This window comes from Spirillospora sp. CA-294931 (genome assembly GCF_050946795.1).
In the GTDB taxonomy this organism is placed as follows: Bacteria; Actinomycetota; Actinomycetes; order Streptosporangiales; family Streptosporangiaceae; genus Spirillospora.
In genome coordinates this window covers 6,711,472-6,733,654 of sequence record NZ_CP192006.1, presented here as the reverse complement: position 1 = coordinate 6,733,654, position 22,183 = coordinate 6,711,472, and the positions used below count along the sequence as shown (strand labels likewise).

Genomic DNA, 22,183 nt, shown 5'->3' with positions numbered 1-22,183 from the left:
GAGCGCAGGGAGCCGCGCAATGGCTGACGACCATGCCGCCGAGGTCGAGGCGCTCGGCCGGCGTTACCCCGGCTGGGCCATCTGGTTCGGCCGGTGCACCCGCCGCTGGTGGGCCCTGCCGCCCAGCGACCGCGACATCGGCGACTTCGTCGAGGCGGAGACCCCGCAGCGGCTCATCGCCAGGATAGAGGTGATCCAGCACGCCGCCGACCTCAGGCAACCGCTGATTCACAACGGCCCCAGGCCGTCCCATGGCCCCCGGCAGGACGCGCGGCGCCCCTCGAATCTCCTCCGTCTCGAGGGAGTCACACCGTCGCCGTTCCACCGGGTTCCGGCGATCGCGTGGCCAGGCAGCACTGCAAGGTGATCCGCTGTTCCCCAACCTCGCCACGCCCGCCGGTGCCGCCACGGTCCCGGGAAGACAGAGCCCGCGCCATATCCCTCTCCAGCAACCTCCGTATGTGGCGCGGACGCCAGCACCCACTGTCTTCCCGGCCGTGGCGGTCTTTCTTTTCAGATAAGCGCGAATGGAGTGCTCGGGCGGCCGTAAATCAGTGACATCGGCCGCCCGTCGTTCTTTTTGTAAATACGCGCGCCGTTCCGGGTAATCCGGAGTGATTCTCTGCCGAATGCCGCCGATCCGCTCGCGCCGACCCGTTGCGGAACGGTGAACGACCTTCCGTCCCGGCCGGTTCGCGGTGAACGTCCGCTCCCCGCCACCCCGCGGTGCCGGAGACGCTACGCTGCGCCGACGGGGTAGTCGGGACGTGAGCGGGAGCGACATGAGGCTGAGAGCCGGGCGGCTGGTCTCGGCGGTGACCATCGCCGCGGCGGCCGCGACGCTGGCCGCGTGCAGCGGCGAAGACCAGCCCAAGGGCACGGCCCAGGTGGCCAACACGCTGGGGCCGGGCGAGGGCGCCCTCAACCTAGTGACGATGACGGGCTACCTCGAGAACGGCGGCAGCGACCCCCGCGTCGACTGGGTCACCCCGTTCGAGGACCGCACGGGCTGCAAGGTCGGCTGGAAGATCGCCAAGAACGCCCAAGAGATGACCGACATCATGCAGAACAAGGGCCGCCGCTACGACGGGGTCTCCGCCCCGCCCGAGGTGGCCGGCCAGCTGGTGTCCACCAAGCACATCACCCCGGTCAACACCGACCTCGTCGACGGGTACAAGAAGCTCGACCCCAAGCTGCGCGGCCTGCTCAAGCGCGACGGCAAGATCTACGGCGTGCCCTACGTCTGGGGCTCGAACCTGCTGATGTCCGACTCGCGCGCCGTCCAGCCCGCCCCCACCAAGTGGGCCGCGCTGTTCGACCCCGACCAGGCCAAGAAATACTCCGGGCGCATCGTCATGCGCGACAGCCCCATGGTCATCGCCGAGGCGGCCCTCTACCTGAAGAACAAGGACCGCAAGCTCAAGATCACCGACCCGTACTCCCTCACCCGCAAGCAGCTGGACGCCGCCACCCGCGTCCTGGTCAAGCAGCGCCCCCACGTCAAGAAGTACTGGGACCTGCCCGCCGACGCGGTCGGCGAGTTCGCCGGAGGATCGGCCACCCCCGGCTCGACCGCGGGACAGGCCGTCCTCGGCCAGGCATGGCCGTACCAGGTCGACGTGCTGACCCGCGCGGGCAAGCCCGTCCAGGGCAGCGCCGCCCAGGAGGGCACCACCGGGTGGATGGACGCCTGGATGATCGGCGCGCGTGCGCAGCACCCCAACTGCATGTACCAGTGGCTCCAGTGGACGGCGTCGCCGGACGTCCAGCAGCAGGTCGCCGAGTGGTCGGGCGTCGCGCCCGCCAACCCCCAGACCTGCTCGGGCGACCGCCGCAAGGCCGCGTTCTGCAACGCCTACCGCATCGGCGACCGCGACCACATCGAGAAGATCATCTTCGCCCACACCCCGCTCAGGTCGTGCGGAGGCGGCGGCTCCCAGAGCGACCGCCGCGACTGCACCGACTACGCCGAGTGGGTCAAGGCATGGACCGAGGCCACCAAGAAGGTCTCGAAGTAGAAGAGGCTTGGGGATCTCTCCGGCGTGCCCGACCGCCCCCAGTCGGGCACGCCTGTCGGGTGGTCCCGGGCTTCCCCCCGAAGGCCCGGGTCACCCTCCACATGGAGAGATCTCCCCGACGGCGGTCTTACCTCAAGGCCGCCGTCCCGCCAGGACCGGCGCGGTGACCCGGTCCGTGGCGCTGGTGATCGTCGAAGCCTCGGGGCTCCTGCGCCCCCGGGGAACCGGCAGGGCGGGTGCGCAATCGGCGCACGCGAACACCCCTGGACCGTCCGGCAGAATGCCGACGCGCACTCGGGGCCGTGGCCACCTCTTGTGACACACGACACAGGCGTCGCCGTGGCGCTGCGCGTCACTGAGCGGGCTGGGATCGAACTTCAGCTCGCCGTTGCGGTCCATTGCTCACCCCCCGATTAGGCGGCCTTCGACGTCACGTGATTCCTTTATAGGCCGGGATGAGTGATGATCCTGTTACTCACGGTGCAAGGGTGGGCAAAGTTCGGCCAGTTCACGCCCGGCGCGGACGTGTCGGCTGGTGGTCGGGGGTGCCGGCCGGTATCGCCTCAGGCCGTCCGGGCGCGCTCGTACAGGCGGCGGACGGCGTCGCCGAAGCGCGGGCCGTAGAGCGTCCCGCCGTCGTTGGCGTACTTGAAGCTGCTGACCGACGCGACGGTGCCGCCGCCCGTGGACGGGTCGAAACCGGTCAGCCAGGGGCCGCCGCTGGAGCCCCGTGTCATGTCGCAGCGCAGCCCCCGTCCCGCCGTCGCCGCGTTCGGGTCGCGTGCCGGACGGCCGTCGCAGTAGGCCAGGCGCTCGCCGTTATACGGCGCCGCGGACGGGTAGCCGAACGCGTGCGCCGGCTGCCCGTCCGGCCCGCCGAACGTGATCGGGAGCCCGCCGACGGCGTCCACCACATGCCGCCCGTCGGCGGGGGAAAGCGCCACGAACGCGACGTCGAAGTCACCGTTGCCGTCACGCGTCCACTGGTCAGGGGCGAATATCCGCCGCGCCGTGAACCCGCCATAGGGGCTGGCTCCGTCCCGGTACCCGGGGACGAAGATCCAGTTCTCCGCCCACCCTTGCCCCGGGGGCTTGACGCAGTGCGCGGCGGTGACGACCACGTCCCGATTGGCGCTGCGCACGGTGCCCGCCGAGCACAGCGAGTCGCGTCCCCCGATCGTGAAGAACACCTTGCCCGTCGTCCGCGCCACCACCCCGCCCCCCGTCCACAAAGCCCCGCCAGAAGCCCCCGCTCGCGCTCCTGACGTCCGTGTAGCCCTCAGACGCCTTTCACTTCGAGCGGCCGGCTCAGCCTCCGCCACGCCGCGGCGTGCCCTCATCCAGGCGGCCCGCTCAGCGTGCGTCACGGTCGGCTTGGCGGTGCGTTCGGCGGCGCGCATGCGTCCCGGGGTCCAGTAGCGGCGGACGGCGTCCGGGGAAGTGAGGACGGCGCGGGCCGCGAGGTCGGGCGCGGCGGGCGGCGGGCTCCCCGGCTCGGGAGCCAGTGCGCCGGCCGCCGCGCCCGTGGCGAGCGTCGTGGCGATCACGGGGACGAGCGTGCGTCTGCGCATGCCCTGCAGTGTCCTGCACGTCCCGTGGTCGGGTGCTGACTTCGCGTGAAAACGCCTAGCCGGCCGCTTGGTTGTAGACGCTCTGGGCGTCGGCTCCGAAGTAGGGGCCGAACATGTAGTTGGGCAGGAAGTTGTACTTGAAGCTGTTGACCGAGTTCTGGATGCCGGTGCCGTCGGCCTCGTTGAAGGTGAGGAACCACGGGCCGCCGCTCGATCCGCCGGTCATGTTGCAGTTCATCCCGATCCCGCGGCTCAGCAGGAAGTCGTTGATGACGGTGCCGCTGCAGTAGATGAGCTTCGAACCGTCGTAGGGGGCGGCGGCCGGGTACCCGAAGGCGTACATGCGCTGGCCGCGCGGCTGGTTGAACGCGATTCCCTGGCCGCCGACGACGTCGGTCAGCCTCTTGCCGTCCAGCGGGTTGACGATCGCGGCTCCGACGTCGTAGTTGATGTCCTCGCTGGCGGCCCACTGGGTGGTGGCGAGGGTCTTGCTCGCCGTCCAGGTGCCGTGGGGGCGCTCGCCGTTGTTGTAGCCAGGGACGAACACCCAGTCCTTGTGCCAGGCGCCCTCCAGCTTGACGCAGTGCCCGGCGGTCATGACGGCGCTCTTGTTCGCGCTGGTCACGGCGTCGCCGGAGCAGGACGCCGTCCGGCCCTGGTAGGAGAAGAACACGCGTCCGGCGGTGCGGGTGACCTTGCCGCCGCCGGTCCAGGCCGAGCCGCCGTTGGGGAACGACTTGATCTCGGCCGGGGGGAAGATCTTCGCGAGGCCCGCGCGGACGTCCTTGGGGACGAACGTCCGCGGCTTGAAGAGCCGTTCCATGGGTGTGGCCGACCGCATGCGCTCCTTGGTCCAGAAGCGCAGGACGCGCTGCTGGTCGGCGGCCTTGGCGGCCTGGACGCGGGCCGACGGCGACGCGGGAGCGGCCTGGGCCGGGACCGCGGCCACCAGCGGGGCGGTCAGGGAAACTCCGGCGAGCGCTGTGAGGGTGAGGATCCGGCGGGGGGAGCGTTTCATGTGGTCTCCGTCTGTAGGGGGTGGGAGACATGCACGCGTGTGCGGTTGTGAGCGGACGGTAATTTCGGTAAGTAGGGGCTGACTAGTGGCATAACTGAACAAACACCCTCTTTCTCATTCGCAGGTTTGGGTGTTTCCGCAGGTGGAGGTCCGGATCGCCGGGCTGCACGCGCCGCTGACCGGGCATGGCCGACAATGGGGGGCGTGATGCCTTCCTCAGCTCCCCCTCCTGCCGACGGCCCGCGCGACGTGGTCATCCTGGGCTCCACCGGGTCGATCGGGACCCAGGCGCTCGACGTCGTCCGCCGCAATCCCGGCCGCTTCCGGGTGACCGGCCTGGCCGCCGGGGGAGGCCGGGTCGACCTGCTGGCCGCGCAGGCCCTGGAGTTCCGGCCGGAGGTCGTCGCGGTGGCCAGGGCGTCCGCCGCCCAGGACCTCCAGCTGGCCTTCTACGCCGAGGCCAAGCGGCGGGGCTTCGCCTCGGGCGACCACTCCATCCCCAAGATCGTCGCGGGCCCTGACGCGGTCGCCGAGGTCGCGGCCTGGCGGTGCGACGTGGTGCTCAACGGCGTCACCGGGGCGCTCGGGCTGGCCTCCACGCTGGCCGCGCTGGACGCGGGCCGCACGCTCGCCCTGGCCAACAAGGAGTCGCTGATCGTCGGCGGGCCGCTGGTCAAGGCCCGGGCGCGGCCCGGCCAGATCATCGCGGTCGACTCCGAGCACTCGGCGCTGGCCCAGTGCCTGCGCGGCGGCAGCGCCGCCGAGGTCCGGCGGCTGGTGCTGACCGCCAGCGGCGGCCCGTTCCGCGGCCGGAGCAGGGCCGAGCTCGGTGACGTCACCCCCGAGCAGGCCATGGCCCACCCCACCTGGGACATGGGCCCGGTCATCACGATCAACTCCGCCACGCTGGTCAACAAGGGGCTGGAGGTCATCGAGGCGCATCTGCTCTTCGACGTCCCGTTCGACCGCATCGAGGTGATGGTCCACCCGCAGTCGGTGATCCACTCGATGGTGGAGTTCTGCGACGGGTCCACCCTCGCCCAGGCCAGCCCGCCCGACATGCGGCTGCCGATCGCGCTCGGCCTCGACTGGCCGCACCGGGTGCCGGACGCGGCGGCGGGCGTCGACTGGACCAAGGCGCACACCTGGGAGCTGTTCCCGCTGGACGACGAGGCGTTCCCGGCGGTGGCGCTCGCGGCCCGCGTCGGCGAGATGGGCGGGACGGCCCCCGCGGTCTACAACGCCGCCAACGAGGAGTGCGTGGAGGCGTTCCGCTCGGGGCGGCTGCCGTTCCTCGGCATCGTCGACACCGTCGCGCGCGTTGTCGACGATCATGGCGATGGGACGACACGTGAGCCAACTCTCGACGACGTTCTCGCGGCCGACTCCTGGGCCCGGATCCGCGCCCGGGAACTGACCGGCCTGGGCTGATCTTTCGGGCTGACCGGAACGCCTACTTGCTGTAGTCGGACGGTCACACTATTGGCGGCCGTTCGACGTCACGCCATATCTCCGCGCCGCTTAGGGTGGGAGAAGTCCGGCGAACCCGGGGTGAAGCGAGGTCGCCGTGGGCTCTTCGAGGGATCTGGGGTCGATCCCGGAAGAGCAGGGTCAGCAATAGGGAGAGGGATGAGCGTTTCACTCGGTATTCCTACGGTCCGCGGCGAGGGCGCGACGGCGCCGCGGCCGGTCGCCCCGCGCCGCGCGTCACGGCAGATCATGGTCGGCAGCGTGCCGGTGGGCGGTGACGCCCCGGTGTCGGTGCAGTCGATGACCACCACGCTCACCGCCGACATCAACTCCACGCTCCAGCAGATCGCCGAGCTCACCGCGTCCGGCTGCCAGATCGTCCGGGTGGCGGTCCCCTCGCAGGACGACGCCGAGGCGCTGCCCGCGATCGCGCGCAAGTCGCCGATCCCGGTGATCGCCGACATCCACTTCCAGCCCAAGTACGTCTTCGCCGCGATCGACGCGGGCTGCGCGGCGGTGCGGGTGAACCCGGGCAACATCAAGAAGTTCGACGACAAGGTCGGCGAGATCGCGCGCGCCGCCAAGGACGCGGGCGTGCCCATCCGCATCGGCGTCAACGCCGGGTCGCTCGACAAGCGCCTGCTGGAGAAGTACGGCAAGGCCACGCCCGAGGCCATGGTCGAGTCCGCGCTGTGGGAGTGCTCGCTGTTCGAGGAGCACGACTTCCGCGACATCAAGATCTCGGTCAAGCACAACGACCCGGTCGTGATGATCGAGGCGTACCGGCAGCTGGCCGCCGCCTGCGACTACCCCCTGCACCTGGGCGTGACCGAGGCCGGGCCCGCCTTCCAGGGCACGATCAAGTCGTCGGTGGCGTTCGGCGCGCTGCTCGCCCAGGGCATCGGCGACACGATCCGGGTGTCCCTGTCGGCCCCGCCCGTCGAAGAGGTCAAGGTCGGCAACCAGATCCTGGAGTCGCTCGGGCTGCGCCAGCGCGGTCTGGAGATCGTGTCGTGCCCGTCCTGCGGCCGTGCCCAGGTCGACGTCTACACGCTGGCCGAGCAGGTCACCGCCGGTCTCAAGGACTTCCCCGTCCCGCTGCGCGTGGCGGTCATGGGCTGCGTCGTCAACGGCCCGGGTGAGGCCCGCGAGGCCGACCTCGGCGTGGCGTCCGGCAACGGCAAGGGCCAGATCTTCGTCAAGGGCGAGGTGGTCAAGACCGTGCCCGAGGCGCAGATCGTCGAGACCCTCATCGAGGAGGCGATGCGCATCGCCGAGGAGATGGGCATCGAGATCGACGAGGACGGCACCGTGAGCGGCCCCGGCGCCGAGGTCGTCGTGGGCTAGGCCCCCCACCGCACGTCAGAGCCCCCGGGTGATCCCGGGGGCTCTTTTGTGACCGAGATCACAAGCTTACAGATACCTATACTTTCCATTACGAACCGGACTCTTTCCTCACGCGATTCCGGTTCGTATATGTCCCTTTTGCCACACTTCGGGCTACCCAACGGGAGCCGGGCTCATCGACGAGTCCGTGCATCGAGGAGTAGTCCGTGAAGAGACTTGTCATCGTCGCCGCGGCGACCAGCCTGGGCGTCGCCGGGCTGGGTGCCGCGGGCTTCGCCTCGGCGGGCAAGACCGCCGACGCCACCTCCGTGGCCGCGACGTCAACCGCCGCCCTTGACTGGCACGCCTGTAAGAAGGACCTCGTCGACGCGATCGCCGCGTACGACGCGCTCGGCCCCGTCAAGGTGTCGAAGATCGTCCAGTGTGCCGAGCTCCAGGTTCCCCTGGACCACGCGAAGCCGGACGGGCAGAAGATCACTCTTCAGCTCACCAAGACCCCCAAGCAGGGCTCGGGTCCCGCCAAGGGTGACATCGTCGTCAACCCCGGCGGCCCGGGTGGCGCCGGCGCCCCCTTCGGCGCGCGCGTGTACGCCCAGAACTCGCCCGCCATGCAGGCCGCCTACAACGTCATCGGCTTCGACCCCCGCGGCGTCGGCCGCAGCGTCCCGGCCCTGAGCTGCGACAAGAACTACACCAACGCGCCCCGCCCGTCGTACGGCGAGGGCGACGCCAAGTCGGTGGAGACCTGGCTCAAGCTCTCCAAGGGCTACGCCGAGTCCTGCAAGAAGGCCGACAAGATCGGTCTGCTGAACCACCTCAAGACCACGGACTCCGCCAAGGACCTGGAGCTCATCCGCCAGGCCCTGGGCAGCCCCAAGCTCGACTACTACGGCGCGTCCTACGGCACCTTCCTCGGCGCCAACTACGCCGCGCTCTACCCCAAGAACGTCGGCAAGATGGTCTTCGACGGTGTCGTCGGCCCCAAGGACGCCTGGTACGACGCCAACCTGAACCAGGACGTCGCGTTCGACAAGAACCTGGAGTACTACTTCGGGTGGATCGCCCGTAACAACGCCACCTACGGCCTGGGCACGTCCCAGCGCGCGGTCAGCAAGTTCTTCTACGACCTGCGCAAGACGCTGGAGACCAAGCCGGTCTACGGCAAGGACGTCGCCGTCGGCCCGGTCGAGCTCACCGACAACATCCAGACCGCCGGCTACCGCCGCAGCGCCGCCGTCTGGAGCGGGTTCGCCAAGGGCCTGTCCGCCTACAAGAAGGGCGACCTCGCCACCTTCGCCGACACCTTCGGCGTCCAGACCAAGGGCGGCTCGGACGACAACGGCTACGCCATCTACAGCGGCGTCCAGTGCACCGACGTGCAGTGGCCGCTGGACTGGAAGAAGTGGCAGCGCGACAACGACCGCCTCCACAAGAAGCACCCGTTCCTGACCTGGGGCAACGCCTGGTACAACACCCCGTGCCTCACCTGGCCCGCCAAGGCTGGCAAGCCCCTCGACATCGAGCGCGTCAAGGACCTGCCCAAGAACGTCCTGATGTTCCAGAGCACCGCCGACGCCGCCACCCCGTATGCGGGCGCCAAGCAGATGCACCGCATCTTCAAGGGCTCGCGCCTGGTCATCCAGGACGGTGACCGCACCCACTGCATCGTCCACCGCGGTTCCGCGGCCGTCGACGCGTACTTCGACAACTACTTCCTCAAGGGCGAACTGCCCGAGCAGAGCCGCGTCCACGTCCCGCAGCTCGGCGACCCCAAGCCCCTGGCGTCCATAGCCGCCAAGACGGCCAAGGCCGCCGCCGAGTAACTCCACGCACAACCGCCTGACCGTAGGCACCGAGGGGCCCCAGATCACCGATCCGGGGCCCCTCACCCATCCCACCCCACACGTCAGCCCCGCAGTCCGCGCCCCACCTCCCGCACGCGCCCAGTGCGCCTGATGCGTGTGGCCCTGCGCTCACCCTGTGCGCCCGCCTAAACGCGTGGCCCCCTGCTCCCCTCGCGCGTTCGTCTTGTGCGCGTGGGCTTGCGTTCACCCCGGAGGGGGGTGGGTTCGTGTGGTGTGGGCGGCGCGCGGAGCGTGCCGCCCACACCACACGAAGTGGTTTGTTCCTGGGAATTTGTCACGATTTCGCAACCTCTGGGCGGAGCCCCTGCCGCCATATCGGTCGGAACCGACACAATCTTCACTCATCACACTGACACATCTGACCGGGCCGAGCCGTGCCGCGTGCGGCATGTGGGCGCCGGCGATCTAGGGGGTTTGGTGAAGAGGCTCGTACTCATCACGGCCGCCGCCGCGTTGGGGGTGGGCGGCACGGCCGTCGCCGTCTCCGCAGGCGTGGGGACGGAGACGTCGGTCCAGCCCGTCGCGGCGGCGACCGGGGGGATCACCTGGGGCAAGTGCAAGGTCACCGGCCCCAATGACCCGATGAACAAGGCCGAGTGCGGCAACCTTCAGGTGCCGCTCGACTACAGCAAGCCCAAGGGCAAGAAGATCGCGATCGCGGTCTCGCGCTTCAAGGCCACCGACCGCAAGAACTACCAGGGCGCGCTGCTGATCAACCCGGGCGGGCCGGGCGGTCAGGGGCTGCGTTACTCGGCGGCCATGCCGCGCTGGTTCGAGAGCCTGGGCTACGGCAAGGTCGCGGCCAAGTACGACTTCATCGGGTTCGACCCGCGCGGGGTCGGCTCCAGCCAGCCCGCGGTGAGCTGTGACCCCAAGTACAGCGACCCCATCCGCCGTCCTTACGTGCCCAAGTCGGCCAAGGACGAGAAGTGGTGGCTGGCCAAGTCCAAGAAGTACGCGCAGGACTGCACCAAGAAGTTCGGCTGGCTGCTCCCGCACCTGCGGACCACGGACGTGGCCAAGGACATGGACGGCATCCGCCGCGCGCTGGGCCAGAAGCAGATCAACTACTACGGCTTCTCGTACGGCACCTACCTGGGCGCCACCTACGCGACGATGTTCCCCAAGAACGTCCGCCGCCTGGTGTTCGACGGCAACGTCAACTCCAAGACCGTCTGGTACGACAGCCAGCTCGAGCAGGACAAGGCGTTCGAGCGCAACATCAAGCTGTGGTTCGGCTGGATCGCCAAGTACGACTCGCTCTACAAGCTCGGCAAGACGGCCAAGGCCGTCGAGGCCAACTACTACAAGATCCACGCCGCGGCGGCCAAGAGCCCGATCGGCGGCAAGATCGGGTCGGCCGAGCTCGACGACATCGTGCTGAGCGCCGGGTACAACACCGGCTACTACATCCCGTTCGCGCAGGCGCTCTCCGACTGGGCCACCAAGAAGGACCCCAAGGGCCTGCTGGAGAACCTCAGCGAGGGCGGCGGTGACAACGGCTTCGCCGTCTACAACGGTGTCCAGGGCGCGGACGCCAAGTGGCCGCGGGACTGGAACAAGTGGCGCAAGGACGCCGCCAAGCTCTACAAGCAGGGCTACCGCTTCAACACCTGGAGCAACGTCTGGTACAACGCCCCGGTGCTGTACTGGCCGGTCAAGGGCGGCCCCGCCTACAAGCTCGGCAGCAAGAAGACGCCGAACTTCCTGGTCGTCCAGTCGACGCTGGACGGCGCCACCCCGGTGGCCGGCGGGTACCAGATGCACAAGCTGTTCCCGTCGTCGCGCCTGGTGCTGGAGGAGGGTGGCAAGACCCACTCCAACACGCTCAACGGCAACAAGTGCCTGGACGACAAGGTCGCGACCTACCTTGACACCGGCGCGCTGCCCGCGAGCCGTCCGGGCGCCGACGCCAAGTGCGACGCGCTCCCGGCGCTGAACGACCCCGACCCGAACCAGCAGGCGCGGATCGCCTCCACGCGGGCCGGTAAGGACATTCAGGTCGGACGCCCGTAGGCGCGTCCCTCGTCTGCCGAGCCGCGGCGGGCGCCGTCCATCTCCCGGGTGGACGGCGTCCCGTTGCGGCTCGGCGCGTTTTGCGGGAGAAACGCGGTAATCGCGGGTCGGGGGCCACGGGCCGCCTTCGCCGATAGAAATCGAGGGTGCTGAAGCCCGCAGGAAAGAGCGCCGCCGCTGCCGTCGTCGCGGCCGCCTTGACCGGTTCCGTCGCCGCCGCGATCCCCGCGCGCGCGGCCGCCCCAGCCCCGGAGCGCAGGCCGGAGGCGACGATCTCCTGGAAGGCGTGCGCGAAGAAGGCCGGAGGCCGCCTGCACGGCCTGGAGTGCGGGTCCCTGCGGGTTCCGCTCGACTACGGCCGCCCGGACGGCGAGAAGATCACCCTGGCGCTCTCGCGGGCGAAGCACACCTCGTCCGCCGCCAAGTACCAGGGGGCGGTGCTGCTCAACCGCGGCGGCCCGGGGGCGGACGGGCTCGACATGCCCTCGATGTTCAGCCGGGGGCTCCCCGCGAGTGTGGCGTCGACCTACGACTGGATCGGCTTCGACCCGCGCGGCGTGGGCGCGAGCAGGCCCGCGCTGGTCTGCGACAAGAGCTACCAGGACCCGGGCGGCCCCAAGCCCGACACCATCCCCGCCTCGGAGGCGGAAGAGGACGCCTGGAAGCGCAAAGCGCGCGCGTACGCCGACGACTGCCAGAAGCGCTACGGCAAGATGCTCCCGCACATGGGCACGGCCGACTGGGCCCGCGACATGGACGCCATCAGGGCCGCCCTGGGGGAGCGCAAGCTCAACTTCTTCGGTTACTCCTACGGCACCTACCTCGGCGCCGTCTACGCGACCATGTACCCGTTGCGCGTCCGCCGCATGGCGCTCGACAGCGTGGCCCGTCCCAGCGGGGTCTGGTACGAGAACAACCTCGACCAGAACGTGGCGTTCGAGAAGAGGATCGGGCAGTACTTCACCTGGATCGCCCGCTACAACAAGACCTACCGGCTCGGCTCCACCCGGGCGGCGGTGGCGGCGTCCTACGCCAAGGCCCGCGCCCAGCTGAAGGCCAAGCCCGCCAAGGGACGCGTGGGCGCCTACGAACTGGACGACATCTTCCTCGCCGACGGCTACGGCGACTACACCTGGCCCGCCCACGCGAGGGCGCTCTCGACCTACCTGGTGAAGAAGAACCCCGACCTGCTCGCGCGGCACTGGAGCCCCCCGTCCTGGCTGGACCAGAACAACTACGCCGTCTACAACGCCGTGCAGTGCCGCGACGCCGAGTGGCCCCGGCGCTGGGGACGCTGGCACCGCGACAACTGGCGTTTGTATCGACAGGGTTACCGTTTCGAAACTTGGAGTAACGCCTGGTACAACGCCCCGTGCGCGTACTGGGGCGTGCGGGGCGGCCCGGCGCCCGCCGTATACGGCTCATTGGGCCTCACGCGTCCCCTGCTGATCCAGGCCAGCGAGGACGCGGCCACGCCATACGGGGGCGCTGTGGAGATGCACAACCGCTTCCCGGGGTCCCGGCTTGTCGTGCAGGTAGGCGGGGGTAACCACGGGGTCGCGCTCAGTGGCGACAAGTGCGTCGACAAGGCCGTCGCGGCCTACTTCGCCGACGGTGCGCTGCCCGACGACAGCCCCGGCCCCGACCTCCGCTGCAAGGCCGCGCCCCCGATCGACCCGGAGCGCAGGCAGGCCGCCCGCCGGGCGCTCCCGGAGCCGCTCGCGGGCCGGTGAGGGAGCCGGTGGGAGCGAGCGGAACAAGGACGTCATAGGCTTATTGCGTGGTGCGGACACTCGTGATGCCATTGCGGCCGGCCTTCCCGTCCTGGAGCCGGTAGGCCATGCGCATGCTGGGGTCGTTGTCGGTGCGGGTCCTGGACGACCGGCATCGCGACGACGTCTTGGCCATCCTCGACGCCGACCCGGTCGCCAACGTCTTCGTCAGCTCGCGCGTGCACGCGGCCGGGCTCGACCCGCGCCGCCTCGGCGCCCAGATGTGGGGCTACCTGCGCGACGGGGAGCTGACGTCCCTGTGCTACTCCGGCGCCAACCTCGTCCCGGTGGCCGCCACTCCCGAGGCGACCCGCGCCTTCGCCGAACGCGCCCAGGCCCAGGGACGGCGCTGCTCGTCGATCGTGGGTCCCATTGGCGTCGTCGGCGACCTCTGGGAGATCCTCGCCCCGTATTGGGGGCCGCCCCGGGCGGTGCGCTCGGCCCAGCCGGTGATGGCGACGTCGGTCATGCCGCCCGTCCCCATCGACCATCGGGTCCGCCGGGTGCGCATGGAAGAGTTCGACGTGGTTTACCCCGCTTGTGTGGCGATGTTCACCGAAGAAGTCGGCGTCAGTCCGAACGTTGGCGACGGGGGAGTCCTCTACCGAGCGCGCGTCGCCGAGCTCATCCGGGCCGGACGGGCCTTCGCCCGCATCGACGACGGGCGTGTCGTCTTCAAAGCCGAAGTCGGTGCCGTCACCCCGTATGCATGCCAGGTCCAGGGCGTTTGGGTGCCCCCCGACCTCCGCGGGCAGGGCCTGTCGGTCAGCGGAATGGCCGCCCTCGTCGAGGAATCGCTGCGGTCGATCGCCCCCACGGTCTCCCTCTACGTGAACGACTACAACAAGCGCGCACGCGCTACATACAGTCACGTCGGCTTCGCCGAGGTCGACACGTTCATGTCGATCCTCTTCTGATCTCGGTACCATCCGCCCGTGGAATTCGCCGGCGCGCTGCGGCAGGCCATCCGGACGAGCGGGCTGACCCTGGAAAGGATCCGCCACAGGCTCGCCCAGCGGGGCCTGACCGTGAGTGTCGCCACCTTGAGTTACTGGCAGCGCGGACGCAGTCGCCCTCGGTCACGCGCCGTCGTCGCCATGCTCGAAGAGATCTTGCAGGTCCCCCCGGGAACCCTCACCGAACTGCTGGACGACCCCGTCCCCGCGGCGGTGCCCGTCCGGGGCGGCGTCGCCGGGCGCGGCCCGTCCGGAGCGGCCGACCGCGGCCGGGCCGCCGCCGAGCTGTGGCCCGACCCCGACCTTTTCGCCCACGTCGTCGGCCAGCTCGACCGTTCCGGCGACCACCGCCTCGAACGGCTCAGCACCCACGACGTCTACCACCTGGACGACCGGCGCCGCCCCAAGAGCCTGGCCGTCCGGGAGGTCCTGCGCGCCGCCGGCGACGACGTCGACCGCGTCGTCTGCGTCCACCCCGTGGACGCGCCCGAGAGCGCCGTGGAGGGCGCCGGGGAGCCGTCCCCGGACCCGGTGCTCACCGGGCTCCGCTACTGCCGTCCAGGCCGCGTCCGGGCCGAGGGCGGCCTGCTGGCGTTCGAGCTCGTCTTCGACCGGGTCCTGGCGGCGGGTGACACGGCCGTCGTGGAGTACGAGGTGAACCTCCCCGCCGATGCGCCGGTCCAGGACGCATACGGGAGACGATTCTCACGTCCGGTACGCGACTACCTGGCGATAGTTCGGTTTCACCGTGACATGCTTCCCGCACGCTGTTACGGATTCGCTCAGGAAGCGATGAACACACCAAGGGAACGCGTCAACGAACTCTGGATCGGAACCTCGGGCAGCGCACACCTCGCCGTGGGGGACGTACGCAGAGGGATTCTCGGCCTGGAGTGGGAATGGGAGTGAAATCAAGAGATCGCAGGTCCTTGTTGTAGAAAGTTGCCGGTTGGTTTCTCGCGCGGGGGGCCTTACAGTGAGCGCTGAAGCTGCAAGCAGAGATGTCAAGGCCGTGGACGGGGGCCGGCCGGAGTCGATCCGGAGGCCGATCGCGGTGAAGACCGTGGCGGAGGATGACCTCCTCCAGATGTTGCAGCAAGGTCCCTTCAACGTCGCCCTGCACGCGGCCATCCAGGCGCGTGGACTCAGTCTGGAGGCGTTGAGGCGCCGGCTGGAAGAACAAGGCATAGCCGTCAGCCTGTCTACGCTCAGTTACTGGCAGCGAGGACGAACCCGTCCCGAACGGGCCGACTCCCTGCGCGCCGTGCGCGCGCTGGAGGTCATTCTCGGGCTGCCCCGACATTCCCTGCTCACCCTCCTTCGCCCGTCCGCCGACCGCCCCACCGCGCCGTTCCTCCCGCTTGAGGAGCTCATCCCCGAGCCCGGCGTCCGCGAGCTCCTGGACGAGATCGGCGAGCGCGGCGACCGCCTCCTCACCGGCCTGTCCATGCACGACCTCTACGTCATCGGCGCCGAGCGCGAGATGCGCGAGGTGCGCACCCGCGCCGTGTTCCAGGCCCAGCAGCGCGGCGTCGACCGCTGGATCGCCGTCTACCACCACCCGCACCGCATGCTGCCCTCGTCCCGCACCGCCCGCGGCTGCCGCTTCGGCCGCGTCCGCATGGACGAGGACAGCGGCATCGTCGCCGCCGAGCTCCTGTTCGACCGCGCCCTGGGCCGCGGCGAGACCTACCTGCTGGAGTACGGCTTCGGCTTCGACGAGCCCAGCAACCCCGTCGACGAGGAAGGCCGCGGCTTCCACACCCCCCAGCACGAGTACCTCATCGAGGTCCGCTTCCACCCCTCGGCCCTCCCCGCGCGCTGCTACCGCACCTGGCGCCCCGACGCCCAGACCGCGCTGAAGGACGCCGCCGACCTGCGCATGTCCAGCTACCACAGCGTCCACTACATCGAGTTCGGCATGGCAGCGGGCTACCACGGCATCAGATGGGAATGGGATTAGAGTTTCCTGGGGGGCTGTATTTGCCTGGGGGTCCCAACCCCCAGACCCCCAGGTCCGGGGGGCGGCGCCATCCTCGGTCGCTAGCGCTCCCTGCGGTGACACCGCCCCCCGGGCGGTGGCTCCGCCCCCGCGCCCCCCGCTCAGGGGCTCCGCCCCCGAGACCCCCTTGGGGCTTCGCCCCTTGCCCCCTGTGGGGGCTGGGGTGGGCGGTTGCGTCGGTGTTCTAGCGGACTAGTAGGGCTAGTAGGCGGTTTAGTTCGTCCTCTGGGGATTCCGTCAGGCCCGCGTGGACGGGGCCGGGTTGGACGACGGTGCTTCGGGGGGCGGTCAGCCAGCGGAAGCGGCTGCCCTGGGGTTCCTCGGCGGCCTGGCCTGCTTGTTCGCCGCCGCAGCACAGGGCGTTCACGGCTTTGAGGCTGGCGCGGACGCCGTCGAGGTCCAGGTTCTGGTCCAGGGCCAGGAGGCGGGGTTCGTCCAGGTGGGTGCGGCAGCCCAGGAAGTCCAGGGCGCGGCAGTAGAGGACTACGCCGACGTTCATGGCCTCGCCGCGTTCCAGGCGGGGGATGACCCTGAGGACGGCGTATTCGAAGACCTTGCGTTGCTGGGTCATGCCGGGCCCCCGAGCCAGCCGGGGCGCTTCTCGCCTCGGCGGGACGCGGTGTCGGGCTTGCGGCGGCTGACGTCGAGGTCCGGCAGCCAGGCGCGGGGGTCGGCGGCGCGCCTGGTGAGGATGTCGATGTAGGCGTCGCGCACGGCGTCGGGGCCGTCGAAGCCGGGCTCGCCCTCCAGCCAGCGGTCGGGCACCAGGGCGGTCAGGTCGCGCAGCAGGCCCTCGGTGACCTTCGGGAGCAGTTCGGCCTCCGCCTTGGACAGTTCCGTCGCGTGCGGGGTGAGGACGTGGTCGTCCACGTCGTAGGGGCCGGAGAACAGGCGGGCGGCGTTCGCCCAGGCGTGGTGGAAGATCAGGCTTGCGCCGTGGTCGATGAGCCAGACGTCCCCGTGCCAGACGAGCATGTTGGGGTTGCGCCAGCTGCGGTCGACGTTGCCGATGAAGGCGTCGAACCAGAGCACCCGGGAGGCGAACGTCGCGTCGGGCGTCCAGCCCAGGGGGTCGAACCCGAGCGAACCTGGGAGGAAGTCGACGCCGAGGTTCCAGCCGGTGCTGGCCTTCAGGAGGTCCTGGACGTCGGTGTCGGGCTCGTGCCGTCCGATCACGGGATCCAGGTCGATGATCACCTGCTCGGGGACCCGGAGCCCGAGCTCGCGGGCCAGCTCGCCGGCGATGACCTCGGCGATCAGGGACTTGCGTCCCTGCCCGGCGCCGTGGAACTTCATGACGTACGTTCCGAGGTCGTCGGCCTCGACGATCCCCGGCAGCGACCCGCCCTCGCGGAGCGGCGTCACGTACCGGGTGGCGGTGACTAGGGGCAGCACGCCGATCACGCTATCGGGTGGGGCTCCGCCCGCGATAATCAGCGCATGGCCGTTGAGCTGGTGGATCTGTCGGTGCCCATCACGACCGGAATGCCGGTCTATCCGGGCGATCCGGAGGTCGCGGTCTCGTCCGCGATCACCGTCGCCGATGCGGGCGTCAACGTCCAGCGGCTCCATCTGGGCTCGCAGAGCGGCACACATGTCGACGCCCCGTTTCACATCGACGACGCGTATCCCCGCCTGGACGAGGTTCCGCTGGATCGGTTCACGGGCTCGGCCGTGGTCATGGACGTTCGCGGTCTGCCTCCTCGCACGGCGATTCCTGTAGAGGCTCTTCCCGATGGCCTTGGGCCTGGAACCGTCCTGCTCATCGCCACCGGGTGGAGTGAGCACTGGGGGACCGACGCCTACCTTGCCCATCCTTATCCCTCACCTGAGACGGCCGAGGCCATCATCGCCTCGGGTGTCCTAACGGTGGGCATCGACGCCCTGAGCGTCGATCGAACTCCCGACGTGGGCGACGATGACTTCTCCCTGGACGCGCACAGGGTGTTGTGCGGCGCGGGCGCGGTCATTGCCGAGAACCTCCGCTCTCTGGACCGTCTGGTGGAGGCACAGGCTCTTGGCCATCGGATCGAGGTGTTTCTCTTTCCGCTTGCCCTGGACGCGGACGGGGCGCCTGTTCGTGCTGTAGCGCGCATTTCCCCTTGAAGGGGGATGGCAATCGCCTGCGCGGGTGATCCCTCGGCCTGGGCGGAGGGGCGAACGTGATGCCGTGGGAATCAAATTCATGCACCTGCCCCCGGCGCGTAGTGACACCGAGCGTCCCGTACCCCGGTGGGCGTTGAACGCCGCCTACGCGCTTCCCTGGCTGTTGTTGCCGGTGTGCGTGTGGCGTCTGCCGTTCGCGTTCAACTATGAGATGGGCATGGTCGGGGACGAGCGTGTGGGGTCGCTGTGGCTGACCGTCCCGTATGTCTTCGGGCTTAGTGTCTTTTCAGAGATGACGGCGCTTCTCACCATCGGGCTGGTCCGTGGGTGGGGTGAGGTCGCTCCCGCAGGTCTCCCGCTGATCGGGGGGAAGCGCGTCCCGCCCTGGGCGGCCATCGTGCCGGGCACGCTCGGTGGTCTGGCGCTCACTCTGATCTCCGTTGACCTGGTCCTGGGCTGGCTGGGTGTCATCGACGTCGTCGCCTACGAGAACGTCTGGTGGGCGGCTCTTGGCAACGCCTGCGCGGCCCCGGCGGTTCTGTGGGGCCCGACCATCCTGGTGCTGACGGGCGCGTACTACGTGCGCCGGTGCGGGGCCGCTCGGCTCGCGTCGGATGTCGGAGGCGGGTCGTAGAGTCGGCGGTATGTACTCGACTCGGGTTTCTCGGTGGGTGGGGGCTTCGCGGGCGAATGTTTACCGGGCGCTGGTGGATCCCGACGCCATCGCTCGTTGGCGGGTGCCTACGGGGATGAGCAGCCATGTGCACGAGTTCGACGCCCGGGTGGGTGGCGCGTTCCGGATTTCGCTGTCGTACGAGATGTCGGACGAGGCCGGGAAGTCCGGGGCGCATACCGACACCTATCACGGACGGTTCGCGGAGCTGGTGCCGGACGAGCGGGTCGTCGAGGTCTTCGAGTTCGAGACCGACGACCCGATGCTCCGGGGCGAAATGAGGATGACCACCTCGCTGCGCGAGCTGGACGGCGGCACCGAGGTCCTCATGGTGCATGAGGGAATCCCCGATGCCGTGCCCGTCGACGACAACGAGACCGGGACGCGCCTGGCACTGGAGAACCTGGCCCTGCTGGTGGAGGGCTAGGCGATCTCCGGCGTTCGGGCGATGATCTCGTGGGCGAAGCGCTCCATGGTGGTGATCTTGTCCTCGCCGGGGGAGAGCCACCAGGGCGCCGCCATCGTGCCGGTCACGCCCTTGTCCTGCCATTTCTTGTAGAGGTCGGGGTTGGGCATCGCGCCGATGGGGGCGACGATCCTCAGGTCCGCCCGTGTCCTGCCCTCCTTGGCCAGGAAGCCGTCCAGGCGGGTGAGGAGGGTCTCCAGGTCGTCTTCGGAGTAGATGCGGTTGCCGATCCAGCCGTCGGCGACGCGGGCGGTGCGCCTGAGGGCGGCGTCGCTGTCGCCGCCGATGTAGATGGGGACGGGTTCGTCCGGGGTGGGGGTGATGGTCAGCGCAGGGAAGGCGTAGTGGTCGCCCTGATGCTCGACCGGGCCGCCCTGCCAGAGCTTGCGGAGGGTGGGGATCATCTCGTCCAGGCGCTTGCCCCGGGTGTGGAAGTCCTGGCCCGTCTGGACGAACTCGTCCTTGCACCAGCCGACGCCCAGGCCGAGGATGGCGCGGTCGCCGGAGAGCACGGCGGCCGTCGAGACCGCCTTGGCCACGGTGAACAGGTCGCGGGCCGGGGCGATGTAGACGTTGGTGGCGAATCTGAGACGTTCGGTCACCGCCGCCATCGCGCCGATGGTGACCCACGGGTCGGGCCAGTGGGTCTCGGGGGTGTAGGGCGGCTCGCCGGTGTCGCTGTAGGGATAGGACGACTGGTAGTCGGCGTGGAAGATGTGGTCGGAGATCGCCAGGGCGTGGAAGCCGAGGCGGTCGGCCGCCCGGGCCAGCCCGAGGTACTCGCGGGTGTCGACGAAGGCGGCGCCCAGCCAGAATTCCATCGCTCAGTCCTGGAACTCGGGGATGACCTTGGTGGCGAACATCTCCAGGTTGCGCTTGACGGTGTCCAGGGGCAGGACGCCCTGCTGGCCCTGCATGAACAGGCCGAACCATTCCAGGTCGGGCATCCGGTCGAGCATGCGCTGGATGCCGCGCTTGACGTCGTCGGGGGTGCCGAGGAGGGCCATCTCGACCTCGTTCATACGGGTGAAGTCGCCCTTCTCGGGGGAGATGGGCTGGTGCTTGTCGTCGTCCTTCTTGCGCAGCACCTCCAGGTACCCGAAGGGGCCGAAGAACGACGCGAAGTCCTTCTGCATCCCCGTGCCGTAGACCTCGATGGCCTCCTCGCGGGTGTCGGCCATGCCGACGATCTTGAGGATCCCGGTGTGCTCGCCGAGGCGGTAGTCCTTGCCCTGCTTGGCGCATTCCTCCTGGTAGAGACGCGCCTTGGCGGCATGGTCGTCGGGGTTGGGGGTGAACATCCACGGCATGATCCCCTCCTGGGCCGCGCGGATGACCGAGCGGTCGGAGACCGTGAAGGGCTGCCAGAGTTCGGGGTGCGGGTTCTGGTAGGGCTTGGGGCAGACCGAGACCGACTGGATGATGCCGTTCTCGTCGATCTCACCCGGGGCACCGAACGTGCGCGTCCAGTCGGAGGCGGGCCAGCCCTCGATGCCGCTGTAGGGAGCGGGAACCTCGTAGTCCAGCACGTCGCTCTTGTAGCGCAGCGTGTCCTGGGCCCACGCCATCTTCATGATCTTGAGGACCTCGCCGAAGACGTCGAAGTTGCGGTCGTCGGACTTGGAGCCGTCCGAGCGGGCCGCGGCGGCGTGCCAGCGCTGGCCGAGCACGTTCATCCAGCGGTTCTGGTAGCCGCGGGCGACGCCGAGCCGCAGGCGTCCCTTGGAGAAGTGGTCGAGCAGCGCGACGTCCTCCGCCGCGCGGATCGGGTCCCACGCGGGCAGGACGATGCCGAGCGGCGCCAGCAGGATCCGCTCGGTGCGCGCGGCCAGGTCGGTGAGGAACATCAGGGGGTTGACCGAGAACTCGAACCCCTCGGAGTGGAAGTGGTGCTCGGTCATCATCAGCGCGTCGAAGCCGACCCGGTCGGCATGGACGGCGATCTCGCGGACCTCGTGCAGCAGCTTCTGGTACGACTCGACGTCGCGCCCGATCGGCCTTCTGGCCTTGGCGTTCTCCTCGGCGGCGAAGCCCGAGCCCGGGATCTGCGGGTTGAGGAAGATGGCAAACTTCACGCGGAGTTCTCCTTGTCGAGTGCCTCGAGCCAGTTCTGGACGACGAGCAGGAATTCGTCCGGCCGTTCCGCGTGCAGCCGGTGGCCGCCCCCGGGCCAGACGACCGCGCGGGACGCGGGGTGCTTGAACAGGCCCCGCTCCCAGCCCGCGGACGCGGCCTGGGCCTGCGACCAGCACGACAGGACGGGGCAGGCGCGGCGGGCGAGGTAGGCGTCGGCGGCGGGACGGGTGCCGAACTGGTCGTCGCCCTCGTACATGCCGGCGAACGCCTGGGTCAGGGCGGCGGGGGACGTCCCGAGGATCTTGCGGCGGTGCCACTCGCGCAGGAAGGCCGGGGACGCCGGGGTGTAGCACCAGGCATCGTTGGCGAGCGCGGCCGCGTGGGGGTCGGCGCGCAGAGCCTCGATCATCGCGGGGAAGGCGGCGGCGATTTCAGCGGGTTGGCCATAACCGGGGTCGACGCAGACAAGCGCGCGCACGCGTGCCGGGTGCTCGACGGCGAGGGCGCTGACGACCATCGTCCCCATGGAGTGGCCGATCGCGGTGACCCGGTCGATGCCGAGGTGGTCGAGCAGCGCGACCAGGTCGGACGCCAGCTCGCGCGGACGGTAGCCCTCGGCGGGCGCCGAAGAGTACCCGTGGCCCCGCAGGTCCGGCGCGACCACGCGATGCCCGGCCGCCACCAGCCCCGGGATGTGAAACGCCCAGTCGTGCGAGTCGGCGCCGTATCCGTGGACCAGCAGCAGCGGCCGCGCGCCGTCCTCGCCGTCGTCGGTGAAGAAGAGGCGGACGTCTGCGAGGTCGGCGAATGGCATGGGCGGCCCTCCG

20 protein-coding genes are annotated in these 22,183 nt (G+C 69.7%); 13 read left to right on the top strand and 7 right to left on the bottom strand.

What is annotated here, in order from left to right; translation table 11 throughout:
* The first annotated feature begins 19 nt into the window (after positions 1-19).
* Both ACQPY4_RS30365 and ACQPY4_RS30360 read left to right on the top strand, forming a co-directional pair.
* Positions 20-367: a hypothetical protein gene (locus tag ACQPY4_RS30365; protein ID WP_433326628.1), complete on the top strand. Its 348-nt coding sequence runs from the start codon at positions 20-22 to the stop codon at positions 365-367.
* Positions 368-782: 415 nt separating this feature from the next.
* On the top strand, positions 783-2,018 hold the full coding sequence (locus ACQPY4_RS30360) for an extracellular solute-binding protein (protein WP_433326626.1): 1,236 nt from the start codon (positions 783-785) through the stop codon (positions 2,016-2,018).
* A gap of 563 nt (positions 2,019-2,581) precedes the next feature.
* Here ACQPY4_RS30360 and ACQPY4_RS30355 read toward each other — a convergent pair.
* Positions 2,582-3,589, bottom strand: a complete 1,008-nt coding sequence (locus ACQPY4_RS30355; RefSeq protein WP_433326624.1) for a trypsin-like serine peptidase — start codon at positions 3,587-3,589, stop codon at positions 2,582-2,584.
* A gap of 55 nt (positions 3,590-3,644) precedes the next feature.
* Complete coding sequence (locus tag ACQPY4_RS30350; RefSeq protein ID WP_433326622.1) at positions 3,645-4,607, bottom strand: trypsin-like serine peptidase; 963 nt, start codon at positions 4,605-4,607, stop codon at positions 3,645-3,647.
* Between the two features lie 207 nt (positions 4,608-4,814).
* On the opposite strand from ACQPY4_RS30350, the gene dxr reads away from it, so the two are divergent.
* The 8 genes from dxr to ACQPY4_RS30310 all read left to right on the top strand — a co-directional run bounded on the left by dxr (position 4,815) and on the right by ACQPY4_RS30310 (position 15,996).
* Positions 4,815-6,038 carry a 1-deoxy-D-xylulose-5-phosphate reductoisomerase gene (gene dxr / locus ACQPY4_RS30345; RefSeq protein ID WP_433339090.1) on the top strand — a complete coding sequence of 408 codons (1,224 nt, stop codon included), beginning with the start codon at positions 4,815-4,817 and terminating at the stop codon, positions 6,036-6,038.
* Between the two features lie 198 nt (positions 6,039-6,236).
* The gene (gene ispG, locus ACQPY4_RS30340) at positions 6,237-7,424 is read left to right on the top strand and encodes a flavodoxin-dependent (E)-4-hydroxy-3-methylbut-2-enyl-diphosphate synthase (RefSeq protein WP_433326620.1); all 1,188 of its coding nucleotides are present in this window, start codon (positions 6,237-6,239) and stop codon (positions 7,422-7,424) included.
* Positions 7,425-7,630: 206 nt separating this feature from the next.
* Complete coding sequence (locus ACQPY4_RS30335; RefSeq protein ID WP_433326618.1) at positions 7,631-9,247, top strand: alpha/beta hydrolase; 1,617 nt, start codon at positions 7,631-7,633, stop codon at positions 9,245-9,247.
* A gap of 459 nt (positions 9,248-9,706) precedes the next feature.
* Positions 9,707-11,305 (top strand): alpha/beta hydrolase, encoded by a 1,599-nt coding sequence (locus ACQPY4_RS30330; protein WP_433326616.1) that lies wholly within the window; start codon positions 9,707-9,709, stop codon positions 11,303-11,305.
* A 146-nt stretch (positions 11,306-11,451) separates the two neighbouring features.
* Complete coding sequence (locus tag ACQPY4_RS30325; RefSeq protein WP_433326614.1) at positions 11,452-13,038, top strand: alpha/beta hydrolase; 1,587 nt, start codon at positions 11,452-11,454, stop codon at positions 13,036-13,038.
* A gap of 113 nt (positions 13,039-13,151) precedes the next feature.
* On the top strand, positions 13,152-13,994 hold the full coding sequence (locus ACQPY4_RS30320; RefSeq protein ID WP_433326612.1) for a GNAT family N-acetyltransferase: 843 nt from the start codon (positions 13,152-13,154) through the stop codon (positions 13,992-13,994).
* A gap of 18 nt (positions 13,995-14,012) precedes the next feature.
* Positions 14,013-14,942: a helix-turn-helix domain-containing protein gene (locus tag ACQPY4_RS30315; protein WP_433326610.1), complete on the top strand. Its 930-nt coding sequence runs from the start codon at positions 14,013-14,015 to the stop codon at positions 14,940-14,942.
* Between the two features lie 154 nt (positions 14,943-15,096).
* A complete protein-coding gene (locus tag ACQPY4_RS30310) occupies positions 15,097-15,996 on the top strand; it encodes a hypothetical protein (RefSeq protein WP_433326608.1) in 900 nt (299 codons plus the stop codon).
* A gap of 223 nt (positions 15,997-16,219) precedes the next feature.
* On the opposite strand, the gene ACQPY4_RS30305 is transcribed toward ACQPY4_RS30310, so the two are convergent.
* Together ACQPY4_RS30305 and ACQPY4_RS30300 are read right to left on the bottom strand one after the other, a co-directional pair.
* A complete protein-coding gene (locus ACQPY4_RS30305; protein ID WP_433326606.1) occupies positions 16,220-16,606 on the bottom strand; it encodes a DUF3037 domain-containing protein in 387 nt (128 codons plus the stop codon).
* Positions 16,603-17,430 carry a HipA family kinase gene (locus ACQPY4_RS30300; protein ID WP_433326604.1) on the bottom strand — a complete coding sequence of 276 codons (828 nt, stop codon included), beginning with the start codon at positions 17,428-17,430 and terminating at the stop codon, positions 16,603-16,605. The genes ACQPY4_RS30305 and ACQPY4_RS30300 overlap by 4 nt, the downstream gene beginning before the upstream one ends.
* A gap of 45 nt (positions 17,431-17,475) precedes the next feature.
* Between ACQPY4_RS30300 and ACQPY4_RS30295 the strand changes: the two genes are divergently transcribed.
* From ACQPY4_RS30295 to ACQPY4_RS30285, 3 genes are all read left to right on the top strand, one after another.
* Positions 17,476-18,141, top strand: coding sequence for a cyclase family protein (locus tag ACQPY4_RS30295; protein WP_433326602.1), 666 nt, complete (start codon positions 17,476-17,478; stop codon positions 18,139-18,141).
* A 64-nt stretch (positions 18,142-18,205) separates the two neighbouring features.
* Positions 18,206-18,775: a hypothetical protein gene (locus tag ACQPY4_RS30290; protein ID WP_433326600.1), complete on the top strand. Its 570-nt coding sequence runs from the start codon at positions 18,206-18,208 to the stop codon at positions 18,773-18,775.
* A complete protein-coding gene (locus tag ACQPY4_RS30285; protein WP_433326598.1) occupies positions 18,756-19,241 on the top strand; it encodes an SRPBCC family protein in 486 nt (161 codons plus the stop codon). The genes ACQPY4_RS30290 and ACQPY4_RS30285 overlap by 20 nt, the downstream gene beginning before the upstream one ends.
* On the opposite strand, the gene ACQPY4_RS30280 is transcribed toward ACQPY4_RS30285, so the two are convergent.
* Genes ACQPY4_RS30280 through ACQPY4_RS30270 form a run of 3 tightly spaced genes read right to left on the bottom strand, consistent with a single transcriptional unit; the run spans position 19,238 to position 22,170 of the window.
* Positions 19,238-20,101: a TIGR03619 family F420-dependent LLM class oxidoreductase gene (locus tag ACQPY4_RS30280; protein WP_433326596.1), complete on the bottom strand. Its 864-nt coding sequence runs from the start codon at positions 20,099-20,101 to the stop codon at positions 19,238-19,240. The genes ACQPY4_RS30285 and ACQPY4_RS30280 overlap by 4 nt on opposite strands.
* A 3-nt stretch (positions 20,102-20,104) precedes the next feature.
* Positions 20,105-21,355, bottom strand: a complete 1,251-nt coding sequence (locus ACQPY4_RS30275; protein WP_433326594.1) for an LLM class flavin-dependent oxidoreductase — start codon at positions 21,353-21,355, stop codon at positions 20,105-20,107.
* Positions 21,352-22,170, bottom strand: a complete 819-nt coding sequence (locus ACQPY4_RS30270) for an alpha/beta fold hydrolase (RefSeq protein WP_433326592.1) — start codon at positions 22,168-22,170, stop codon at positions 21,352-21,354. The genes ACQPY4_RS30275 and ACQPY4_RS30270 overlap by 4 nt, the downstream gene beginning before the upstream one ends.
* Between the last annotated feature and the right edge of the window lie 13 nt (positions 22,171-22,183).

Coding starts and splice junctions, on each gene's coding strand:
- ACQPY4_RS30365 (WP_433326628.1), top strand. CDS start 20: ATGGCTGACGACCATGCCGCCGAGGTCGAGGCGCTCGGCCGGCGTTAC.
- ACQPY4_RS30360 (WP_433326626.1), top strand. CDS start 783: ATGAGGCTGAGAGCCGGGCGGCTGGTCTCGGCGGTGACCATCGCCGCG.
- ACQPY4_RS30355 (WP_433326624.1), bottom strand. CDS start 3,589: ATGCGCAGACGCACGCTCGTCCCCGTGATCGCCACGACGCTCGCCACG.
- ACQPY4_RS30350 (WP_433326622.1), bottom strand. CDS start 4,607: ATGAAACGCTCCCCCCGCCGGATCCTCACCCTCACAGCGCTCGCCGGA.
- dxr (WP_433339090.1), top strand. CDS start 4,815: ATGCCTTCCTCAGCTCCCCCTCCTGCCGACGGCCCGCGCGACGTGGTC.
- ispG (WP_433326620.1), top strand. CDS start 6,237: ATGAGCGTTTCACTCGGTATTCCTACGGTCCGCGGCGAGGGCGCGACG.
- ACQPY4_RS30320 (WP_433326612.1), top strand. CDS start 13,152: ATGCTGGGGTCGTTGTCGGTGCGGGTCCTGGACGACCGGCATCGCGAC.
- ACQPY4_RS30305 (WP_433326606.1), bottom strand. CDS start 16,606: ATGACCCAGCAACGCAAGGTCTTCGAATACGCCGTCCTCAGGGTCATC.
- ACQPY4_RS30295 (WP_433326602.1), top strand. CDS start 17,476: ATGGCCGTTGAGCTGGTGGATCTGTCGGTGCCCATCACGACCGGAATG.
- ACQPY4_RS30285 (WP_433326598.1), top strand. CDS start 18,756: ATGTCGGAGGCGGGTCGTAGAGTCGGCGGTATGTACTCGACTCGGGTT.
- ACQPY4_RS30280 (WP_433326596.1), bottom strand. CDS start 20,101: ATGGAATTCTGGCTGGGCGCCGCCTTCGTCGACACCCGCGAGTACCTC.
- ACQPY4_RS30270 (WP_433326592.1), bottom strand. CDS start 22,170: ATGCCATTCGCCGACCTCGCAGACGTCCGCCTCTTCTTCACCGACGAC.